Annotated in this window: 20 protein-coding genes; 16 read left to right on the top strand and 4 right to left on the bottom strand. The window is 35.3% G+C overall.

All coding sequences use genetic code 11. The annotated features are described in order from the left end of the window. Nucleotides 1-554 (top strand): 3-oxoacyl-ACP reductase FabG (gene fabG / locus WFK35_RS03505; protein ID WP_336731364.1); only part of this gene is annotated, 554 nt, incomplete at its 5' end. A 5-nt stretch (nt 555-559) separates the two neighbouring features. Continuing rightward, entirely contained in the window at nt 560-1,879 is a 1,320-nt protein-coding gene (locus WFK35_RS03500) for a DUF6056 family protein (protein ID WP_336731362.1), read from the top strand. Nucleotides 1,880-1,882: 3 nt separating this feature from the next. Here the strand turns inward: WFK35_RS03500 and WFK35_RS03495 are convergent, their stop codons facing one another. Both WFK35_RS03495 and WFK35_RS03490 read right to left on the bottom strand, forming a co-directional pair. Beyond that, nucleotides 1,883-2,617, bottom strand: coding sequence for a DUF1835 domain-containing protein (locus WFK35_RS03495; protein WP_336731361.1), 735 nt, complete (start codon nt 2,615-2,617; stop codon nt 1,883-1,885). 3 nt (nt 2,618-2,620) lie between these two features. Continuing rightward, nucleotides 2,621-3,661 (bottom strand): GMP reductase, encoded by a 1,041-nt coding sequence (locus tag WFK35_RS03490; protein ID WP_336731359.1) that lies wholly within the window; start codon nt 3,659-3,661, stop codon nt 2,621-2,623. A gap of 595 nt (nt 3,662-4,256) precedes the next feature. On the opposite strand from WFK35_RS03490, the gene WFK35_RS03485 reads away from it, so the two are divergent. The 4 genes from WFK35_RS03485 to WFK35_RS03470 all read left to right on the top strand — a co-directional run bounded on the left by WFK35_RS03485 (nt 4,257) and on the right by WFK35_RS03470 (nt 7,137). After that, nucleotides 4,257-5,012 carry a prolipoprotein diacylglyceryl transferase gene (locus tag WFK35_RS03485; RefSeq protein ID WP_336731358.1) on the top strand — a complete coding sequence of 252 codons (756 nt, stop codon included), beginning with the start codon at nt 4,257-4,259 and terminating at the stop codon, nt 5,010-5,012. Beyond that, nucleotides 4,990-5,226 carry a hypothetical protein gene (locus WFK35_RS03480; RefSeq protein WP_076391037.1) on the top strand — a complete coding sequence of 79 codons (237 nt, stop codon included), beginning with the start codon at nt 4,990-4,992 and terminating at the stop codon, nt 5,224-5,226. Before WFK35_RS03485 ends, WFK35_RS03480 begins: the two co-directional genes overlap by 23 nt. 10 nt (nt 5,227-5,236) lie before the next feature. Next, nucleotides 5,237-6,640, top strand: coding sequence for a radical SAM protein (locus WFK35_RS03475; protein WP_336731357.1), 1,404 nt, complete (start codon nt 5,237-5,239; stop codon nt 6,638-6,640). A gap of 290 nt (nt 6,641-6,930) precedes the next feature. Continuing rightward, on the top strand, nt 6,931-7,137 hold the full coding sequence (locus WFK35_RS03470) for a hypothetical protein (RefSeq protein WP_336731356.1): 207 nt from the start codon (nt 6,931-6,933) through the stop codon (nt 7,135-7,137). A 33-nt stretch (nt 7,138-7,170) separates the two neighbouring features. On the opposite strand, the gene surE is transcribed toward WFK35_RS03470, so the two are convergent. After that, the gene (gene surE / locus WFK35_RS03465) at nt 7,171-7,941 is read right to left on the bottom strand and encodes a 5'/3'-nucleotidase SurE (RefSeq protein WP_235132182.1); all 771 of its coding nucleotides are present in this window, start codon (nt 7,939-7,941) and stop codon (nt 7,171-7,173) included. A 281-nt stretch (nt 7,942-8,222) separates the two neighbouring features. Between surE and WFK35_RS03460 the strand changes: the two genes are divergently transcribed. Continuing rightward, nucleotides 8,223-10,352: a carboxy terminal-processing peptidase gene (locus WFK35_RS03460; protein ID WP_290263879.1), complete on the top strand. Its 2,130-nt coding sequence runs from the start codon at nt 8,223-8,225 to the stop codon at nt 10,350-10,352. A 69-nt stretch (nt 10,353-10,421) separates the two neighbouring features. Here the strand turns inward: WFK35_RS03460 and WFK35_RS03455 are convergent, their stop codons facing one another. Beyond that, on the bottom strand, nt 10,422-10,925 hold the full coding sequence (locus WFK35_RS03455) for a superoxide dismutase family protein (RefSeq protein ID WP_290263876.1): 504 nt from the start codon (nt 10,923-10,925) through the stop codon (nt 10,422-10,424). A gap of 145 nt (nt 10,926-11,070) precedes the next feature. On the opposite strand from WFK35_RS03455, the gene WFK35_RS03450 reads away from it, so the two are divergent. From WFK35_RS03450 to WFK35_RS03410, 9 genes are all read left to right on the top strand, one after another. Then, nucleotides 11,071-11,973, top strand: coding sequence for an AraC family transcriptional regulator (locus WFK35_RS03450; RefSeq protein ID WP_290263874.1), 903 nt, complete (start codon nt 11,071-11,073; stop codon nt 11,971-11,973). Nucleotides 11,974-12,196: 223 nt separating this feature from the next. Next, nucleotides 12,197-14,437 carry a TonB-dependent receptor gene (locus WFK35_RS03445; protein WP_336731353.1) on the top strand — a complete coding sequence of 747 codons (2,241 nt, stop codon included), beginning with the start codon at nt 12,197-12,199 and terminating at the stop codon, nt 14,435-14,437. Between the two features lie 70 nt (nt 14,438-14,507). Continuing rightward, a complete protein-coding gene (locus WFK35_RS03440) occupies nt 14,508-15,158 on the top strand; it encodes a hypothetical protein (protein WP_290263868.1) in 651 nt (216 codons plus the stop codon). A 307-nt stretch (nt 15,159-15,465) separates the two neighbouring features. After that, complete coding sequence (locus WFK35_RS03435) at nt 15,466-16,788, top strand: 2TM domain-containing protein (RefSeq protein ID WP_336731351.1); 1,323 nt, start codon at nt 15,466-15,468, stop codon at nt 16,786-16,788. Nucleotides 16,789-16,793: 5 nt separating this feature from the next. Beyond that, nucleotides 16,794-17,102: a 2TM domain-containing protein gene (locus WFK35_RS03430; protein ID WP_290263862.1), complete on the top strand. Its 309-nt coding sequence runs from the start codon at nt 16,794-16,796 to the stop codon at nt 17,100-17,102. A 30-nt stretch (nt 17,103-17,132) separates the two neighbouring features. Next, nucleotides 17,133-17,699: a methyltransferase family protein gene (locus WFK35_RS03425; RefSeq protein WP_336731349.1), complete on the top strand. Its 567-nt coding sequence runs from the start codon at nt 17,133-17,135 to the stop codon at nt 17,697-17,699. A 539-nt stretch (nt 17,700-18,238) separates the two neighbouring features. Further along, nucleotides 18,239-18,532, top strand: coding sequence for a 2TM domain-containing protein (locus tag WFK35_RS03420; RefSeq protein ID WP_076391027.1), 294 nt, complete (start codon nt 18,239-18,241; stop codon nt 18,530-18,532). 35 nt (nt 18,533-18,567) lie between these two features. Beyond that, nucleotides 18,568-18,843 (top strand): 2TM domain-containing protein, encoded by a 276-nt coding sequence (locus tag WFK35_RS03415; RefSeq protein ID WP_108410103.1) that lies wholly within the window; start codon nt 18,568-18,570, stop codon nt 18,841-18,843. A gap of 57 nt (nt 18,844-18,900) precedes the next feature. Beyond that, entirely contained in the window at nt 18,901-19,644 is a 744-nt protein-coding gene (locus WFK35_RS03410) for a LytR/AlgR family response regulator transcription factor (RefSeq protein WP_336731347.1), read from the top strand. Nucleotides 19,645-19,688 lie beyond the last annotated feature (44 nt).

Genomic DNA, 19,688 nt, shown 5'->3' with positions numbered 1-19,688 from the left:
CATCAGATTTTGATGCCGCTCAGACTTTAGTGGACGAAGTAATGGCTGAGTTTGGAAAAATTGATATTTTGGTAAACAATGCAGGAATTACAAAAGACAATCTGCTTTTGAGAATGTCGAAAGATGACTGGGATAAAGTAATTAAAGTAAATTTAGATTCTGTATTTAACCTTACCAAAGCGGTAATTAAGCCTATGATGAAGGCAAAAGAAGGATCAATCATCAACATGACTTCTGTAGTAGGGATCAGCGGAAATGCAGGACAGGCGAACTATGCAGCTTCCAAAGCAGGAGTTATCGGTTTCACTAAATCTGTAGCATTAGAATTAGGTTCAAGAAACATCCGCTGCAACGCAATTGCTCCGGGATTCATTCAGACTGAAATGACGGATGCTTTAGATGACAAAGCAAAAGAAAAATGGAACGAAGCCATCCCGATGAAAAAATTGGGACAAACAAAAGATATTGCAAATGCATGCGTATTTTTAGGTAGCGAAATGTCTTCTTACGTTACAGGACAGACGTTAAATGTTGACGGAGGTCTTTTGACATAAAATATATGAGAACGGTACAGAATATTACCTTATTCTTGTCGGTTTTACTTCTAATCGGTCTGGTTTACTTTTCTTTTTTTAATGTATATCAGACCGATGATTATATCTATTCCTATGGAACAAAAAAATTAGGATTTTTAGGGAATGTCTGTGATTTTTATATGCATTGGGGAGGAAGATATTTTGGCTACACCATTAATATGCTGAATCCTGTTTCTAAAGATCCGTTCAATATACTCCCGAAAATTTATCCTGTATTTTTACTCACTTCCTTTCTTACAGTCATTATTTTAAATTTCAGACTGTATTTTAATTATACCTTTACAGAAGCACTAAAAAAGAGCCTGTTATTTTTCTTTATTTATACGGTTGGATTAATCAGTTTACCGGAACATTATTTTTGGATTACAGGATCTAATGTCTACTTTTTACCGGTTATTTTATCGGGTCTTCTATTGTTTTTTTACGGAAAGTTTCAGCAGTCACACAAAAAACTATGGTTTTTTTTAAGCACTGTTGTCATTTTCATTCTGATGGGTGCAAACGAAATCATTGCGCTGCTTTTGTTAGGAGTATTGAGTTTTATATGCTTTGAAAAGCCATCAAATGAAAGTAAAATTCTTTTAACCATCGGAATTACCGGATTTCTTATCAGCTTTTTAGCTCCCGGAAATTTTAACAGAATGGTAAAATCTGATGATACTTTTTATTGGATGTGGACGAAAAGAGCCGCTTTTTTCACTTTTAATTTAGGCTATATTTTTATAAAAACAATATTTCTTATTCCTTTATTTACTGCTTTGTTTTTTGAAGAACTTACTGCCTTAAAAAGTAAAGTGAAATTTACCAAAGCTTGCATAATTTGTATGATTTCATTACTTCCTTTAATGCTTTTAGGCTATCTGATCAATATTGTAGGAAGACAAAATGATAATATTGTCATCTTATTTTTAGCTACCCTTTCTTTTCTTTTAGTATACAAAAAAGAGAATTTAAAAAGATTTTGGTGGATCAGTTTTTTAGTTATCTTTCTGCCGGAAACAGATTTTTTCAGTCAGAGTTATTCAGGGTTTAATATAGATTACAACATGAATAATTTCGTTAAAGAAATTTTTGTAACCGATTTAAAAGAATATGATAAGGAAATAAGAGACAGAATTACAGTCATTCAGAATTCTAAAGAAGATTCTTTAAAGATTGACAGAATCAGGGAAGTTCCTAAAATACTGTACTTTGATGAATTGTCTTCCGCAAAAGAAGAGAAAAAGTACGTTAATGATCAGTTGGAAAAATTTTTCAACAAGAAAAGCATTGTTGTAAAATAAGCGCTATTTTTCCTGAAAAACTTTGTCATAAATAAGCTTCACCTGCAAATCTCCGAATCCGAAAATTCCCAGCTCCTCACGGAACTTTTCAAACACCTCACTAAAATCAGTAATGCCGTTCAGGATTAAATTTTGAATAAAAACTTCAGGATTAATGTTTTGATAAGCAGTAATTAATTCAGGTAAAAAACGAAAGCAATCAGATTGAATTTCAGAAAGTTGTTTTAATTTGTTTTGATGATTACTTTGATAAGCTTCCCATAAATTCAGCCCCAATTCAAGATCCTTTTGTTTAAATAAAACTCCTGAATTTAATGTTTCTTCCAAATCAAAACGGTCAAAATCCGAAAACCCTTTCCATTGGCTTTCTTTCGATGATTTTGGAAAAATCCTGTAGATATTGATATTTTTATCCTTCGGAATCAGCGTTAAGCAAAACCACATATTAACCTGACAAAAAAGATCATCTTCAAACCAAAGATATACCTCAGAATCTTCCGGGACCTGCATTATTTTATTGCATTCTGAAACCACTTTACGGTAATAATTTTCTTTTGTATCACCATAATTTTCAGCAATAAATTCTGATCTTACTTTCCAGAAAACATCAAAATTTTCAGCCTGTAAAGAACCTGCAACTAAAGCTTCTCTACAGATAATCATCTCGCCGGAAATTGTTGTTTCCTTCAATTGTTCAGCGAGACAATCACCATTTGCAATATTAAATATTTTGTTCAATTGTTACTCTTTAAATACCTGATTTTCCTGCTCCTGAACTCTGATGAAAGTCGTTCTTTTCGACAGTTCTTTTAGTTTGGAAGCGCCCACATAAGTACAGGTAGAACGAACGCCGCCTAAAATATCTTTTACCGTATCCAGAACCGGACCTTTATAAGCTACTTTTACAGTTTTTCCTTCCGAAGCCCGATATTCTGCAACACCTCCCGAATGTTTATCCATGGCTGTTTTCGAGCTCATTCCGTAAAAAAGTCTGTATTTTTTGCCGTTTTCTTCCACGATTTCGCCACCGCTTTCATCGTGTCCTGCAAACATTCCGCCCAACATTACAAAATCTGCACCGCCGCCAAAAGCTTTCGCCACATCTCCCGGAACTTTACAGCCGCCATCCGCAATAATATGACCTCCTAAACCATGTGCCGCATCGGAACATTCTATAACTGCCGAAAGTTGAGGATATCCCACTCCGGTTTTCACTCTCGTCGTACAAACCGAACCGGGACCAATCCCGACTTTAATGATGTCTGCGCCGACTAACAGAAGTTCTTCCACCATTTCTCCGGTTACAACATTTCCGGCAATGATGATCTTATCAGGGAAATTTGCCCTTGCCTTCTTCACAAATTCCACAAAATGCTCAGAATAACCATTGGCTACATCAATGCAGAGAAACTCGATTTTTGGATGTCTTTCGAGGATGGTTTTTATTTTTTCTTCATCGGCTTTTCCGGTTCCCGTGCTTAATGCGATATACTGATAAATGTTTTCAGGCTGAGAATTCAAAAATTCTGACCATTCTTCCACAGAATAATGCTTATGAACCGCTGTGATGATTTTTTCTTTTGCCAGTTCCACTGCCATTTCAAAAGTTCCCACCGTATCCATATTGGCAGCAATCACGGGAACGCCCTGCCATTTTTTTCGGGTATGTTTAAAGGTAAATTCTCTCTCAAGATCAACTTCAGAACGGGATTTCAGGGTAGAACGTTTCGGACGGAACATTACATCCTTAAAACCCAGTTTAATATCATATTCTATTCTCATAATTCGGATAATTATTTTAATTAAAATTATGAAAAAGATTGATTCTAATCTTTATTTAAAAGGATTTTATAAATTATTTATGATTGTCCGTTATTTGTCATAATTGGAAAAAATCTTTGAGTTCTTTGCTGAGTGAAACGCCCTTGCGAACTTAAAAACAGTTAGTATATAAAGAATCTTTGCGAGTCCTTTGCGTTAGAAAAAACAGTATAATTAATAGCGGATAATCAAAAATTATTTAATACAATTTAAATCTTGATTCAGAAGCTTACTAAATCATAAATACGATCAGAAAAATCGACATATGAAGCTGAAGCGTTAAGAAAATTACAATTTATTCCGTTAAAAAATTCCCACTGTTTGAAGCGCGAGGCAAATTTTTAATCAAAAGACCCCAATTGAATTCGCGCAAGTTTTGGGAATTTTAGGAATGAATTTTAATTTTTAGCATTCAGATTCAAAGTCTTGAACTTTTCGTTCTTTTGTTTCAAGACAAAAGGACCACACATAAAATTTTAAAGAAAATGTTTAGATCAATTTTAAAATCAGGATAATAATTGAGTAAGTTTTAATTAAAAACAATACTTTTGAAACCATGGAATTTCCTGTGACACTTGATATTTTAGGCAAAGAAGTTTTACTGCATCCCGTTACGGAATCTTTAGGGATTTTTATAGGAATGCGGTATTATACTTTTGCCAAAAGAAAAGATAAAGAGAAATTCAGCAGTGTCAATTCATTGCTGATTCTTATTGCTGCTACTCTGGGCGCGCTGCTCGGTTCCCATATCATTGGCTCGCTGGAAAGACCTTACGATTTGATGAAAGCTGAAAATGTTTGGATGTATATATGGCTGAATAATACCATTGTGGGAGGTTTGGCAGGTGGTCTCATTGGAGTGGAGCTTATGAAGAAAATTATAGGCAAAAAAGAAAGTACGGGTGACAAAATGGTTTATCCTTTAATTACCGCTATGTTTATAGGAAGGATCGGATGTTTTTGTACAGGGATTTACGAGGAAACTTACGGATTACCAACACGTTCAATGTTCGGAATGGATTTAGGAGATCATATCAACAGACATCCCGTCGCTTTATACGAAATGTTCTTTTTATTGATTGTTTTTATCGCGCTGAAATATTTTCAAAAGAATTATACATACAGATCCGGAGCTTTATTCCAGCTTTTTATGCTTTCTTATTTCTCATTCAGATTCATACTGGATTTTATTAAGCCTAAATTTAATATCATTTTGAATCTGAGCACAATACAAATCGTATGTTTATTAGTGATCATTTACTATATTTATCTATTGAAAAAAAATAATCATGAAATTATTAGAAGTCGGTAATTTTGGAAATAGCGAGCTTAACGGATTGGGAATCTTATTTCTTTGTCTGGGACTTATCATCTTTGCAATTTCCATTTTAATTGCCATCATCATCGGAATTATGTCTGCGACAAGTTCTGAAAAAAAGTACAGCTTTAAAGTTCCTTTGATCGGAATCCTTATCGGAATTCTTACGTTTATTGCGGGAGGATGCATCTGTGGTTTTAGCCTGTAAAAACGAAATTATGCCAGTAAGAAATTATACGTATTACGATTATACCATAAGTCTTTGCCCGGAATGTCTAAAAAGAGTCGGAGCAAAAATTATCATCGAAGACGAAGCGGTTTTCATGACGAAAAGATGTCCGGATCACGGATTTTTCAAAACTAAAATTGCTTCTGATGTTCAGTATTATAAAAACATCAGAAATTACAATAAAGTTTCTGAAATGCCGCATCATTTTGGAACCGATGTAGAATATGGCTGTCCTTACGATTGTGGTTTATGTGTTGACCATGAGCAACATAGCTGCCTTTCTATTGTGGAGGTAACAGATCGGTGCAATCTTACCTGTCCTATCTGTTACGCAATGTCTTCACCGCATTACGGAAGTCACAGAAGTCTGGAAGAAATCGAAGCGATGTTTGATATCATTGTTAAAAATGAAGGCGAACCGGATGTCGTTCAGATCAGTGGAGGAGAACCGACAATTCATCCGGAATTTTTTAAAATCATGGATATTGCCAAGTCAAAACCCATTAAACATTTAATGCTGAATACGAACGGGGTAAGAATTGCCAATGATCCCGGTTTTGTCGAAAAACTGGCAACGTACGCTCCGGAATTTGAAATTTACCTTCAGTTTGATTCTTTTAAACCGGAAGTTCTGGAAGATTTCAGAGGAAAAGATTTAACAGACGTACGAATGAAAGCTTTAGAGAAATTGAATGCTTTAAATCTTTCTACAACCCTCGTCATTGTTCTTCAGAAAGATAAAAATATTGACGAAATCGGAAAAATTATTGATTTTGCCCTGAAACAGAAATGCGTCCGCGGAATTACTTTTCAGCCTGTAGAAATTGCAGGAAGAAACCGTGAAGATTCTGCTCATGAAAAAATTACTTTAACAGAAGTAAGGCAGGAAATTCTCAATCAGTTTCCTTTGCTGAATTCGGATGATATCATTCCGGTTCCGTGCAATCCCGATGCTTTGGCGATGGGATATATTCTGAAACTGGAAGGCGAAACGATTCCTTTGACACGATACATCAATCCTGCTGATTTACTGAACAATGAAACCCGAAATACCATTGTTTATGAACAGGATACCGGATTGCAGATGCAGCTTCTGGATATTTTCAGCACCGGAATTTCTGTAGATAAAGTAAAACCTAAAGTTAATCAGTTATTGTGCTGTCTTCCTGACGTTTCCGCACCCAATCTGGATTATGATAACCTATTCAGAATTATCATCATGAACTTTATGGATGCGCATGATTTTGATGTCCGCGCTGTGAAAAAATCCTGTGTTCACATCGTGAATAAAGACCTGAAAATGATTCCTTTCGAAACCATGAATTTATTTTACCGTGATGATAAAAGCAAATATCTGGAGGAATTGAGGAAAGAGGATAAAGTTTTGTTTTAAGACATTAAAGAATGAGATCAAGGATTAATATCGAATCATTCATGATTGTGTATTTTTTAACGTTTTTATCTACAATAGTCTTTACTTTCATTATTATTGATGATTTTAGAAGTTTTAAGATATTATATATTCTGAGAGATATTTTTTTTATTTCAGCATTGGTTTTATTTTGGAATTTTTTCTTTAAAATTCATACAAAAATTATAATAACTGATGGTATGATTATCTTTAAAAAATTTTTTAAAACTGAAACAATTAAGATAGATGATTTAGATTTTTGTTTTGAAAAAATGGAAAGAGCCAAATATCAGTCGTACAATGTTTTATATCTTATTAAAGATAATAGAGTAGTAGAAAGAATTTCAAGTTTTGATTATTCCAATTATATTGATCTTAAAAAAAAACTTAATCTAACAGAATATCAATACATAAGATTTTCCGTCTTTGATATGATTAGAATTTTATTCGGTGTAAGAGTTTCTATTGCAAAAAAATAAGGCGTAAATTTTTTTACGCCTCAATATTTATATTTAATCAAACTTCATCACCTCATTCAGCGTATTCATATACTCATAAGCGGTAAGATCGAATTTCACCGGAACAATAGAAATATATCCATTGGCTAAAGCGGTTTCATCGGCGTCTTCAGATTCGTCCATATTGTTGAAATATCCGGTCAGCCAGTAATATTTTTTCCCGTGAGGATTTACTCTTTCATCAAAGCTTTCTTCCCATTTTGCGTGTGCCTGTTTGCAGACTTTCACCCCTTTTATTTCCTCTTTCGGAAGTTTCGGAATATTCACATTTAATACAATTCCTTTTGGCATTGGGTTTTCCAGAGTTCTTTTCACAATATTCTGGATGTATTCTTTTGCCTGCGTAAAATCTGCCTCCCAGCTGAAATCCAGCAAAGAAAATCCGATGGCAGGAAGACTTTCTACCCCCGCTTCAACAGCAGCAGACATGGTTCCTGAATAAATCACATTAATGGATGAATTTGCTCCGTGGTTGATTCCTGAAACCACAATGTCCGGTCTTCGCGGAAGAATTTTATCAAGAGCCATCTTTACACAGTCAACAGGAGTTCCGCTGCAGGAAAAATCCTTTTGCGGGCCTTCGAGATGTACTTCTTCGTAACTTAAAGTAGAATTTATGGTAATCGCATGACCTTTACCGCTTTGCGGAGAATTGGGTGCTACAACAACTACTTCTCCGATTTCGTTCATAAAACTGATAAGATTTCTGATTCCCGGTGCTGTAATTCCGTCGTCATTCGTAACCAGAATAAGTGGTCTTTCCATATAAATTTTTTAATTGTAACAAATATACTATAAAAGACTTTCTTCGGAAAAAACTTTGGGTTTAAATATTTTGAGTGTGAAATAATGGTTTTTGAATTTTTGAGCTTTTAAACCATACTTTCAACAGTAAAAATTAAGATAAATCCTGATCTTAATAAAATTCCTTAAAAGTAACAGATATTTAGAAATAAGGTATTAAATTTGATAGTTTGTAACGGAGAATAAAAAATAACTACTTATTACAATACTTTTTTAAAATTAATAAAATACATTACAGATTTATGTGGAAAAATTTTAAGCTAAATAAATTTTTACTCCTAATTCCATTAACAAGTCTAATGTTTTGTTTCAACTCGCCAAAGAATGATGACGAAAAGATGCAGACGATAATGGTGAGCGTGAAAAATACACTTTCTTATTTGCATTACAGCCCAAAACCCATCAACGATGCCTATTCTAAAGATGTTTATAAGCATTATTTCGAGATGGTAGATCCGGGAAAAAGATATTTCATTCAATCGGATATGGATGAATTCGGGAAGCATGAAACGAAACTGGATGATTACATCAACCAGGGAGATCTTACTTTCTACAAACTTACCATCGACAGACTATACCAGAGAGTGGACGAAATCGATAAAATTACGCAGGATATTTTCAGCAAGCCGATTAATCTGGAAGAAGATGAAACGCTTATTCTGGAACCGAAAATGAAAAAAGTTCCTGCAAACAAGCAGGAGCAGTATAACGAGTGGAAAAAATTCATCAAATACAATATTCTTCAGGAAATTGAATCGATGAACAGCAAAGAAGAAGCTCAGAAAGAGAAAAAAGATTCTGTACAGAAATACAACCTGAAAGATACCATAAAATATCAGCCTCTTGCGCCGGATCAGAAGCTCAAAAAAGCAACCGATGAGGTGAAAGATCTTGTGAAAGAAACCTTTACGAGATTCAAAAAGAGAAAGAAAATGGACTGGTTTACCGTGTATATGAATGCCTATACGGAAGTTTTCGATCCACACACCAACTATTATTCTCCAAAGGATAAAGAAGATTTTGATACCAATTTCACCGGAAAAGTAATTGGAATTGGAGCCATTATTCAGGAGAAAAAAGGAAATCTTTATTTGGGCGCTTTAACGATCGGTGCTCCGGCGTGGAAATCCAAACAGCTTTCCGAAGGAGATAAAATTCTAAAAGTAAAATCTAAACCGAAAGAAGATGCGGTAAATGTCGTAGGAATGCTTTCAGATGAAGCCGTAAGACTCATCAGGGGAGAAAAAGGAACTCCGGTTACTTTAACGGTTCAGAAAAAAGACGGAACGATAAAAGATGTAACCATGATCCGTGAAGAAGTTGCCATTGAAGATACTTTCGCGAGAAGTATTATCGTAAACTCTCCGAACGGTAAAAAATACGGTTTCATTAATTTGCCAAGCTTCAACGCAGACTTTGAAAATCCTAACGGAAGAAATGCTTCAGATGATATTAAAAATGAGATTATTAAGCTTAAAGCTCAGGGAATTGAAGGGATTGTTCTGGATCTTAGAAACAATGGAGGAGGTTCTTTAACGGAAGTTGGAGACATCATGGGACTTTTCATGCAGGCAGGACCGTACGTACAGGTAAAAGACGGAAACGGGAAAATTCAGACCTTAAAAAATAAAAATGAAACTCCGATCTGGACGGGACCATTGGTAATCATGCAGAACGAACTTTCTGCTTCAGCTTCTGAGATCTTAGCAGGAGTAATGCAGGATTATGGAAGAGCAATGATTATCGGTTCTCCGCAGTCTTTCGGAAAAGGAACAGTTCAGACTTTTGTGGATCTGAACAGATTCTTAAATACAGAAGACGATTTCGGATCTTTAAAACTGACGATCCAGAAATTCTACAGAATTACAGGAGAATCTACCCAGAGAAAAGGAATTGTTTCAGACATTCAGATGAAAGATTTCTTTACTTATGCGGAGATCGGAGAAAGATATGACGATTATGCTCTGGCTTGGGATAAAATTCCTTCCACAAGTTTCCAGAAGCTTAATTATTTCAACATTCAGGCATTGGAAAAAGCAAGCAACGACAGAATGGCTAAAAATGCAAAATATCAGTTGTTGTTAGAATCAGCTCAGTGGAGAGAAAAACTGGATAAAGAGGAAACCATTACTTTAAATATCAATAAATTCAATGATGTAATGAAGCAGAGAAAAGCGCAGATCGAAAAATTCAAATCATTAACGAAATTTGAAAATGGTCTTCAGTTTACGATGTATCAGAACGAAATTGAAAGAGAGAAAAAAGACGAAGCCTTCAAGAAAAAATCTGAAATCTGGATCAAAAATTTGAAAAAAGACCTTTACCTTCAGGAAGCAATGAATATTATTGCAGACATGAGTGTAAAATCTTAATATTCAGACAAAATATAAAAATACCGCTACTTTTTGTTAGCGGTATTTTTTATTGATAGAAGCGAAAAATTATTTAATCTCCACACAACCCACTCTTCCTCCTGCATTACCGGTTGGCTGCGTATGAAAATCGTCGGCCGCGGCGTGAATAATCATTCCCTTTCCGATAATGTTTTTAGAATCATCAGAACATCCGAGACACCATTTGTTGGTTTTAAAAGTCAGCGTTGCCACACCATCCTGATTGGCAACAAGATTTCCGATATCTCCCATGTGGAAACGCTCTGCACCCCATTTTCCGTGATCGTTTTTAGATGGATTCCAGTGTCCTCCCGTAGAAGTTCCGTCCGCTGCGGAGCAGTCTCCTTTTTCATGGATGTGTACTGCGTGAATTCCCGGCGTAAGATTCGTAACGTCCAGTTTCATAACAACTTCGTCTCCTTTTTGGGTGAATTTTGCCGTTCCGCCTGTTTGAGTGTTGCTCTTAGACAGAACCTGATACGTCTTTGTTGTTCCGCATGAAACCGCAAAAAATGCACATCCTGCCAATAATGCTAATGTTGTACCTTTCATTTTTAAATGATTTAAAGTGATTGTCGGATAAAGTTAGACAACATTTTTCAAAGCACATTACAATTCCTTTCTTTTTTCATCAATAGCAATAAAAGACAAATCATTTTCATCCGATGTCGGTACCTTTGCAGGAAATGCTTTTAACTTGGAAGAATACAGAAAAAGAATGGTGAAAGCTATTCAGTACATTGATAACAATCTCGATACCGAGCTTTCCTTAGAAAAAGTTGCGGAAGTTGCAGCGTATTCTCACTTTCATTTTCACAGGGTTTTCCGACTGATAACCCATGAAACCCTTCAAAGCTATATCATCCGCAAAAGAATTGAAAAAAGCGCCTTTTATTTAGCCGTAAAAAAGAACATAAGCGTAAAAGATATTTATTTTGAACTGGGATTCTCCAGTCATTCGGCTTTCAATAAATCCTTTAAAAAGCATTACGGCAAATCTCCCTCAGAATTCAGAAAATCGGCTCCCGAAAAATTTCATAAAATTCAATTAAAACAAAGCAAGAACGGACAAACGGATGCGGTTTTCCAACAATACATTTGCAATATGGAAAACCTGTTAAAATGGACAACAATGAATTTAAAAATTAAAGTTACCGAACTTCCGGAGATGAATCTCGCTGCAATAATGAGTCTTGGAATTGCCAACGTGGAATCCTCTTACAACACCTTAATAGATTGGGCAACCGAGAAAAAACTATTTCCCCGAGAGAATCTAAAAATGATTTCCGTTTATCACGACAGCTTTAAAGTTACTCCGCCAGATAAAGTACAAATTCACGCCTGTATGCTCTTGGAGAAAAAATTACAACAGCAGGAAAACCAGATTTTCCCAGAAACCCTTGAAGCCGGAAAATTCATTGTCGGAAGCGGAGAAGTTACCTTAAATGACTTTGAACAATGCTGGGTTTCCCTTTTTCTTTGGATGAATGAAAACCATTATTCTGTAAGAAAAGCTTTTCCTTTCGAAATCTATCATACCAATTACAAAGAACATCCGGAAGGAAAAATGCTCGTCGATTTCTGCATTCCCATCAATTAAATTCAGTTTAGTTTAATAATACAATTAGTGGTAAAATTCCCCTCCTTTGGAGGGGTGGCGAAAATTCAAAGAATTTTTGACGGGTGGTTAATATATTTTCCAAGTAAATTTTCAGCAACAAAAAATCAAAAATTACCACTCAGATTCCAAAAATGACCACTCAGCAAAAAAAATTTAAAAGCAGCGAAAATTCGTTATACTTTTGAGTCGAAATAAAACAGCTATGAAAACAAAATTATTATTTCTTATCACTTTTTTATCATTTGCAATAAGTTTCGCCCAAACCAGAATTTCGGGAAGAGTTACGTACAAAAATAGAGGAGTAGGAGAAGTAAATGTTACCCTGAAAAATACTTACGACGGAGCCACAACCGATTCCAACGGAAATTTCTCTTTTGAAACCTCAGAAAAAGGCAGCCATATTTTAGTTTTTACCCATCCGAAATACATTGACGTTGAAAAACCGATTGTTATTGAAAATCAGGAAGTTTCTGTAAATGTGGAACTGAAAGAGCAAATTAATGAAATTGATGCGGTAGTGGTTTCGGCAGGTTCTATCGAAGCAAGCGACAAAAAAAGAGCAACAACATTACTTACGCCGATTGATATTTACACAACAGCCGGAGCGGAAGGACAGATTACATCGGCATTAACGTATCTTCCCGGAGTTCAGAAAGTGGGCGAAACAGAAGGTCTTTTCATCCGTGGCGGAACAGGAACGGAATCCAAAATTTTTATGGATGGAAGCTTAATCAACAATTACTTTTCCAATTCAGTTCCGGGAATTGCAGGAAGAGACCGTTTTAATACCTCTCTTTTCAAAGGCAATGTGTTCTCAAGCGGCGGATATTCTGCATTGTACGGTCAGGCTCTTTCGGGGGCACTGATGCTGGAAAGTGTAGATCTTCCGGATCAGAGTTCTTACGATTTCGGTGTTTCTCCGATCTTTTTAAACGCAGGATTTCAGAGATTGGGCAATAATAAAAACTATTCTTACGGGGCAAGTCTTGGCTATTCCAACTTAAAACTGATGCAGGAAATTTTCAATTTCAACACCAATTTTTCTGAAGCTCCACAAAGCATAAACAGCGATCTGAATTTCAGATTTAAAACAAAATCAGGCGGATTTTTCAAATATTACGGAAAATACGATTCCAACAGAATGGCAGTAGAAACACCGAGTCTGGAACCGGAAAATTATGACCAGTCTCTCGTAAAGCTGAAAGGAAAAAACACCTATCATAATCTTTCTTTCAAGCAGAAATTCGGAAAATATTTACTGAATGCAGGAGCATCTTATTCCTATAATCAATCAGACCTTGATTTTTCAACCCAAAAAGATGAAATCCAAACGGGAAGCACAAAACTTCTGAATGACGGAAATTACATCAATTTTAAAACAGTTTTAGAAAGAAAAATAAACAAAATCAGTGCGTTACGAGGTGGTTTTGAACTGAACAGTACCAGCGAAAAATTAAATTTTAACGATTTTGTAACCAAGAACTACAAAGACCTTATCTCTTCAGCTTTTGCAGAAACAGATTTAGGATTCAGCAATCAGCTGTCAGCAAAAATAGGAGTGAGAGCAGAGCATTCTTCCTATCTTGGAAAAAGCAATATTGCGCCTAGACTGGCTTTAGCATACCGTCTTGCGAAAGACTGGACAACCTCATTCGCTTACGGAATTTTTTATCAGAATCCTGAAAGCAGATATATCAACGGTCCTGCAAACTTAGACTTCCAGAAATCACAGCATTATATCTTTCAGGTGCAGAGAACAACGGAAGGAAGAAGTCTGAGATTTGAAGCTTTTTACAAAAAATATGATGATCTTCTGAAGGTAAAAAACTTACAGTATATCGACGGACAGAATCAGTTTGTACAGACAGCGGATAACAACAGCGGTTTTGGTTATGCAAAAGGATTAGAGTTATTCTGGAGAGACAAAAAAACATTCGACAATATCGATTACTGGATCAGCTATTCATTCTTAGATTCAAAAAGAGATTTTATGAATTATCCGATGAGTTTAAAACCGAATTTCGCTTCCGAACACACCCTTTCCGCAGTAGCCAAAAGATTTGTTCCGGAATGGAAAACAGGCTTCAATATTTCCTACACCTACGCAAAAGGCCGCCCATATTACGACATCGCAACACAGGACGTGAATGGTGAACAGAAATATTTCGTAAGACATGAAGGAAAATTGAAAGATTACAACGCCTTAAATTTCAGCTTGAATTATCTTCCGAATTTAGGAAAGAAAGATTCAAAAACATTTACGGTTCTGGTACTGAGTGTAACCAATATTTTAGGATCTAAAAATGTGTACGGCTACAATTTCTCAATGGACGGATCAAGAAGTTCTGCAGTAATTCCTCCGGTAAATACCTTTGTTTTTGTAGGAGCCTTCATCAGCTTCGGAGTCGACAAAACGCAGGATGCCATTAATAATAATCTGTAAAAGTTATTTCAATTCAATTAAAAATATATCTTTATTCAAAACAAAAATTAATTTAAAAAAATTAGAAAACATGAAAAAATATCTGTTAACCTTTGCTTTAAGTCTGATCAGTTTAACCGCTTTTGCTCAGACAGATTATGAAAAAGTAATGTCTGATAAAATTGCCAAAATTGAAAACTGTAAATCTCTTGACGAATTCCAGACTCTGGCGAATGACTTCGACAGAATCGGAAAAAAAGAAACCAAAGAGTGGCTTCCTGCTTATTACGCTGCATTTGCGTACATCCAGAAAGGAAGAATGCTCATGAGAGACGGTAAAATGTCTGAGCTTTCTGCACAGGCAAATATCGCAGAAAAATATCTGGATCAGGCAGAAAGTATTGCCGGAAAAGACAATGCAGAAATTCACCTGTTGAGAAAAATGTCGTATTCTCTTAAAATGATGGAAAATCCTACGGAAAGATATATGACAGACGGAATGAAAGCCATGGAAGAATTGAGAAAAGCAGAAAGTCTGGATCCCGGAAACCCTAGAATTGCTTTAATAAAAGCCGAAGATACTTACTTCACTCCGGAACAGTTTGGCGGAAGCAAAACAAAAGGGATGGAACAGTTTAAAGATGCTTTAGCAAAATTTACGACATACAGTCCAAAATCTAAAATCGCTCCGAACTGGGGAAAAGCAGAAGCCGAATATTTTATAAACGGAGCTGCGAAATAATGTAAAGAGTCTGTTTAAACTTTTATTTAACCACAAAAACCACAAAAGATTTTGAAGCATTTTAAAAGTTAGTAAGCCCAAGAATTAAAGAACACAACAGCTTTTAAAAATCTTTGATTTTTATTCTTTAACGCTTTAATTATTGTAGGAATTCATCTTAACATTGTCTTTTGTACCTTAAAATTTAAATAAAACCTTCTTCACGGAAGGTTTTTTTCTGCCCTTCAGTCACAAAAAATAACGGTTCGGCTAAAAATAATTTTTAATACTTTAATTAAAGCCTAATTTTGAACCAAGAAAGCTCACAATGAAATACAAAAGCATTATTATATTACTCTGGATATCGCTGGCAACAACATTTTTCTTCTTTTTCGTTTTTAATGACGAAAAAACACTGGAAAATTTTGCCATCACCCTTTTGGTATCCACAATGTACTCATTCGTTCTGGGAATTGGAAACGGCATCATCAACGATTTTCTCAACAGGAAATTTCCATGGTCCGAAACCACAAGGACGAGAGCGATTATAAGCATAGTCTCTATTCTTATTGCCAATACGGTTTTGGTGTATTTCTGCAATTATATGAATTTTGTGGTGATCCAGAAGGCAACAACTACAGAAGAATTCTTTTCTGGCAAATACAACGTTTCCAACTGGTTCATGATTAATATTGCCCTGCTCATTTCAGCTTTTCTTCATGCAAAAGGTTTTGTGGAAGAACTTAGAAAAACATCCAAAAAAGAAGTTGTCGAGCAGAAGTTAATTGCCAAATCTGCCAATGCCCAGTTTGAAAGCCTTAAAAACCAGTTAGATCCACATTTTTTATTCAATTCTCTGAATGTTTTAAGCTCGTTAATCGATGAAAATCCAAAACAGGCGCAGAAGTTTACGGCTTCAATGTCAAAGATTTACAGATACGTTTTGGAGCAGAAAGACAAAGAACTTGTAACGGTGGAAGATGAGCTTGAATTTGCCAAAACCTATTGCGAATTGCTGAAAACACGATTTGAGGACAGCGTAGATTTTGTTTTCGAAGTTAAAAAAGAAGATTACAAAAGATTTGTTGTTCCGCTGTCTTTACAGTTGCTTCTGGAGAACTGCATCAAGCATAATTTTGCCACTTCTTCGAAGCCTCTCATCATTAAAATATTCTCTGAAAATGATACGTTATGTATTGAAAATAATTTACAGGTAAGAGAGCAGATCAAGGAAAGTTCAGGGATCGGTCTTGCCAATATTGTACAGCGCTATTCTTTACTCACGAAGAAAAATGTATTCATAGAAAAGTCTGAGGATTATTTTAAAGTAAAACTTCCGGTACTTTCTTCTAAGCCGGATGTAGTAAGCGAAATAAGCGAAACCAAAAATGAATCTTACGAACGCGCGCACAAACGTGTAAAAGAAATAAAAAGCTTCTATGGAAACCTTATCTCTTACTGCATCATCATTCCTTTTTTAATCATTTTAAATCTCATCACCAGTCCGGATCGTCTGTGGTTTTACTGGCCGATGTTGGGCTGGGGAATCGGGCTTGTTGCTCACGGAATGAGCGTTTTTGCCATTGGCAGAGGCTGGGAAGAAAGAAAGATCAGGGAAATTTTAGAAAAACAAAACAGAACATTTAAATAAGCATCATGGAAAATATAAGCAAAGACGATTTCAGATACAAAGAAGCTGAAAGACAGGTGAAAAGAATCAAAAGATTTTACTTCTCCGTTTTCATTTACATTGCCGTTAATATTTTCATTTTATATCTGAATTACACAGAATTAAAACCCAACGAATCAATTTTTCAATTGAAATTTTTCGCACTTCCTTTTTTCTGGGGCATCGGAGTTGCCATTTCGGCGCTGAGAACTTTTGTACCGGGATTTATGCTGGGTAACAACTGGGAAGAGAGAAAAATTAAAGAACTGATGGAAAAGGAAAAAAACGGCAGATAAATTGTTCATCACTTCCAAACACCGTTTGATATGAAAACTTTACAGATTCTTTTCGCCATTTCTATGGTAGCTTGGTTTTTAAGCGAATTTCTCTACAAGAATATCCTGAAATCCGGAGAAAAAGACAATAAAAAGGATAAATCGACTTTAAATTTATTGTGGATTGCCATTCCGGTTTCAATCATAAGTGCGGTTACGGTTTCTTATATTACAAGATTTCCCATTTCTGATAAGGTCTGGATTTATTACTTGGGAGCCTTTTTCATATGGATCGGAATTATTTTAAGATTCATTATCATTCGTTCTCTGGGAAAATATTTTACGGTGGATGTTACAATCAAAGAAGATCATACAATCAAAAAAGAAGGATTTTACAGATATCTTAGACATCCGTCTTATGCATTTTCATTGCTTACATCATTGGGTTTAGGACTGTATCTGAACAACTGGCTTTCTTTGATTCTGGCTTTTCTGATTCCGTTCATTGCATTCAGCTACAGAATTAATGTCGAAGAAAAGGCTTTAATCGAGCAGTTTGGAGAAGAATATCTGGATTACCGGAGAAAAACGAAAAAACTGATTCCTTTTGTTTATTAAATTATTTATTTACAGATTTTTAATCAACAAAATCAAGAAAGTTGTTTAAAGTAAAATGGTAGAAAACTCTATAGAGTTTTATCTGTGTAAACAGCATATTCGCAAGGCGTTCTGCGTTCCTTAGGAACGCTATCTTTAGAAAATTTATCGTATTTAAGATACCAATCCTATGGATTGATTATCGGATTTATTCTTATTTCTACACAGATTCTGCTCCTAAAGGAGCAAACTCTTAACTTCAGAATTAAAAAATCCTCGCACTGTCATTTCGACGAAGGAGAGATCTATTCAGTTTAACAATCATTTGATATAGAAATTGATTACAAATTTCATTTAAAAGCGAATCATACTTTCGCAGTTTTCTTAGTCAAACAACTAAAAGCATAAAATCAAAAAATCCCGATTCTCCGTTGAGTCGGGATTTTTACAATTCAGGATGCATATTCTACGGTTCGGTCATTTAAAATTGATTTGAGGCTGTTTTCCGACCTACATTTGTCTCAACAAAAACAAACAATTAATCTTTAAAAATAAAAAATATGGAAACTTACACCAACAAAGAAGAATTAGCATACGAAAAAGCATCAAGAAGAGTAAAAGAACTGAAAGGATTTTACGGAAACCTTACTTCGTATTGCCTTGTGATTTCATTTTTAGCTGTGCTGAATCTTTTAACATCGCCACAATATCTTTGGTTTTTCTGGCCAATGTTAGGATGGGGATTAGGTCTTGCAGCGCACGCAGCCGGGACTTTCGGGATCGGAAGAGACTGGGAAGAAAGAAAGATCAAACAACTGATGGACGAGGAAAGAAAAAACACAAAATCTTTATAATTAGCATTTAATTTTAACTTTAAAAACAGATTATCATGAACTACAATCAGGCACAGGAAAGAGTACACGAGCTTAAAAAATTCTACAAAAGCCTTTTATGGTTTGGGATCGTGGCAGTAATTATTTTCGGAGACGATATTTTAGAAAAAGGAATCTTTGATTTTTCATTGTGGGACGGATCGATCATTCTTTCTATCTGGGGAATTATTTTAACCGTAAAAGCCGTAAAACTCTTCCTTCTGGACTCTGAATGGGAAAGAGAAGTGATGGAAAAAGAAATGAAAAAATCTAAAGAACCGCTGAAGTTTTAAAACTGACAATTTTTGATTACTTTTATTTCGAAATTATAAAACTAAAACAGGAACTCAATGATCAAAACTGTTATTATCGAAGACGAAAAACCCGCTTCAAGGAAACTGGAAAGAATGCTTAACGAATTTACTGAAATAGAGATCGTTGCAAAAATAGAATCGGTAGAAGAAGGAGTGCAGTGGTTTTCAGAAAATGAACATCCGCAGCTCATCTTTTCAGACATTGTTCTGGGAGACGGTCTGTCTTTCGATATCTTCGAGAAAGTTCCGACAAAAGGGTTTATCATTTACACGACAGCTTTTGATCAGTATACCTTAAAAGCGTTCAAGCTGAACAGCATCGATTATCTTCTGAAGCCTATTTTGGATGAAGATCTTGCCGGAGCGATCGAAAAATTCAAATCATTTATTCCTTCAGATAATTCCGTCAATTCACACGAAATTAAGCAGTTAATTAAAAAGGAGAAAAGCACGCTTTCCAGAATTTTAGTAAAGATCGGGTACAACCTGAAAATTGTTCAGACGCATGAAATAAGCTGTTTTTTCAGCGAAAATAAAATTGTTTATTTACAGACTCAGGAAAGAACGTATCCTTCGGATTTCACACTGGACGAACTGGAAGAAGTGCTGGATGAAAAGAAATTCTTCCGCGTAAACCGGCAGTTTATCATCAATTCAGATTACATTAAAAATATCCACACTTCACCTAATTACAAGGTTGAACTGGAATTTCAGCCACAGGAAGAAATTACCGTAAGCCGCGACCGCGTAAAGGATTTTAAAGACTGGTTGGTAAGTTAAAACCCAAAACAAAAAACTCTGAACCATAATCCATCAACCAAAAT

Origin of the sequence: Chryseobacterium sp. VD8 (assembly GCF_037149975.1) — a bacterium.
Taxonomy (GTDB): domain Bacteria; phylum Bacteroidota; class Bacteroidia; order Flavobacteriales; family Weeksellaceae; genus Chryseobacterium; species Chryseobacterium indicum.
This window is presented reverse-complemented; position numbering and strand designations above follow the sequence as displayed.

Bases quoted from the DNA above. Each gene is read 5' to 3' on its own strand.
- WFK35_RS03500 (WP_336731362.1), top strand. From the start codon at position 560: ATGAGAACGGTACAGAATATTACCTTATTCTTGTCGGTTTTACTTCTA.
- WFK35_RS03490 (WP_336731359.1), bottom strand. From the start codon at position 3,661: ATGAGAATAGAATATGATATTAAACTGGGTTTTAAGGATGTAATGTTC.
- WFK35_RS03485 (WP_336731358.1), top strand. From the start codon at position 4,257: ATGGAATTTCCTGTGACACTTGATATTTTAGGCAAAGAAGTTTTACTG.
- WFK35_RS03480 (WP_076391037.1), top strand. From the start codon at position 4,990: ATGAAATTATTAGAAGTCGGTAATTTTGGAAATAGCGAGCTTAACGGA.
- WFK35_RS03475 (WP_336731357.1), top strand. From the start codon at position 5,237: ATGCCAGTAAGAAATTATACGTATTACGATTATACCATAAGTCTTTGC.
- WFK35_RS03470 (WP_336731356.1), top strand. From the start codon at position 6,931: ATGGAAAGAGCCAAATATCAGTCGTACAATGTTTTATATCTTATTAAA.
- surE (WP_235132182.1), bottom strand. From the start codon at position 7,941: ATGGAAAGACCACTTATTCTGGTTACGAATGACGACGGAATTACAGCA.
- WFK35_RS03460 (WP_290263879.1), top strand. From the start codon at position 8,223: ATGTGGAAAAATTTTAAGCTAAATAAATTTTTACTCCTAATTCCATTA.
- WFK35_RS03455 (WP_290263876.1), bottom strand. From the start codon at position 10,925: ATGAAAGGTACAACATTAGCATTATTGGCAGGATGTGCATTTTTTGCG.
- WFK35_RS03445 (WP_336731353.1), top strand. From the start codon at position 12,197: ATGAAAACAAAATTATTATTTCTTATCACTTTTTTATCATTTGCAATA.
- WFK35_RS03440 (WP_290263868.1), top strand. From the start codon at position 14,508: ATGAAAAAATATCTGTTAACCTTTGCTTTAAGTCTGATCAGTTTAACC.
- WFK35_RS03435 (WP_336731351.1), top strand. From the start codon at position 15,466: ATGAAATACAAAAGCATTATTATATTACTCTGGATATCGCTGGCAACA.
- WFK35_RS03430 (WP_290263862.1), top strand. From the start codon at position 16,794: ATGGAAAATATAAGCAAAGACGATTTCAGATACAAAGAAGCTGAAAGA.
- WFK35_RS03425 (WP_336731349.1), top strand. From the start codon at position 17,133: ATGAAAACTTTACAGATTCTTTTCGCCATTTCTATGGTAGCTTGGTTT.
- WFK35_RS03420 (WP_076391027.1), top strand. From the start codon at position 18,239: ATGGAAACTTACACCAACAAAGAAGAATTAGCATACGAAAAAGCATCA.
- WFK35_RS03415 (WP_108410103.1), top strand. From the start codon at position 18,568: ATGAACTACAATCAGGCACAGGAAAGAGTACACGAGCTTAAAAAATTC.
- WFK35_RS03410 (WP_336731347.1), top strand. From the start codon at position 18,901: ATGATCAAAACTGTTATTATCGAAGACGAAAAACCCGCTTCAAGGAAA.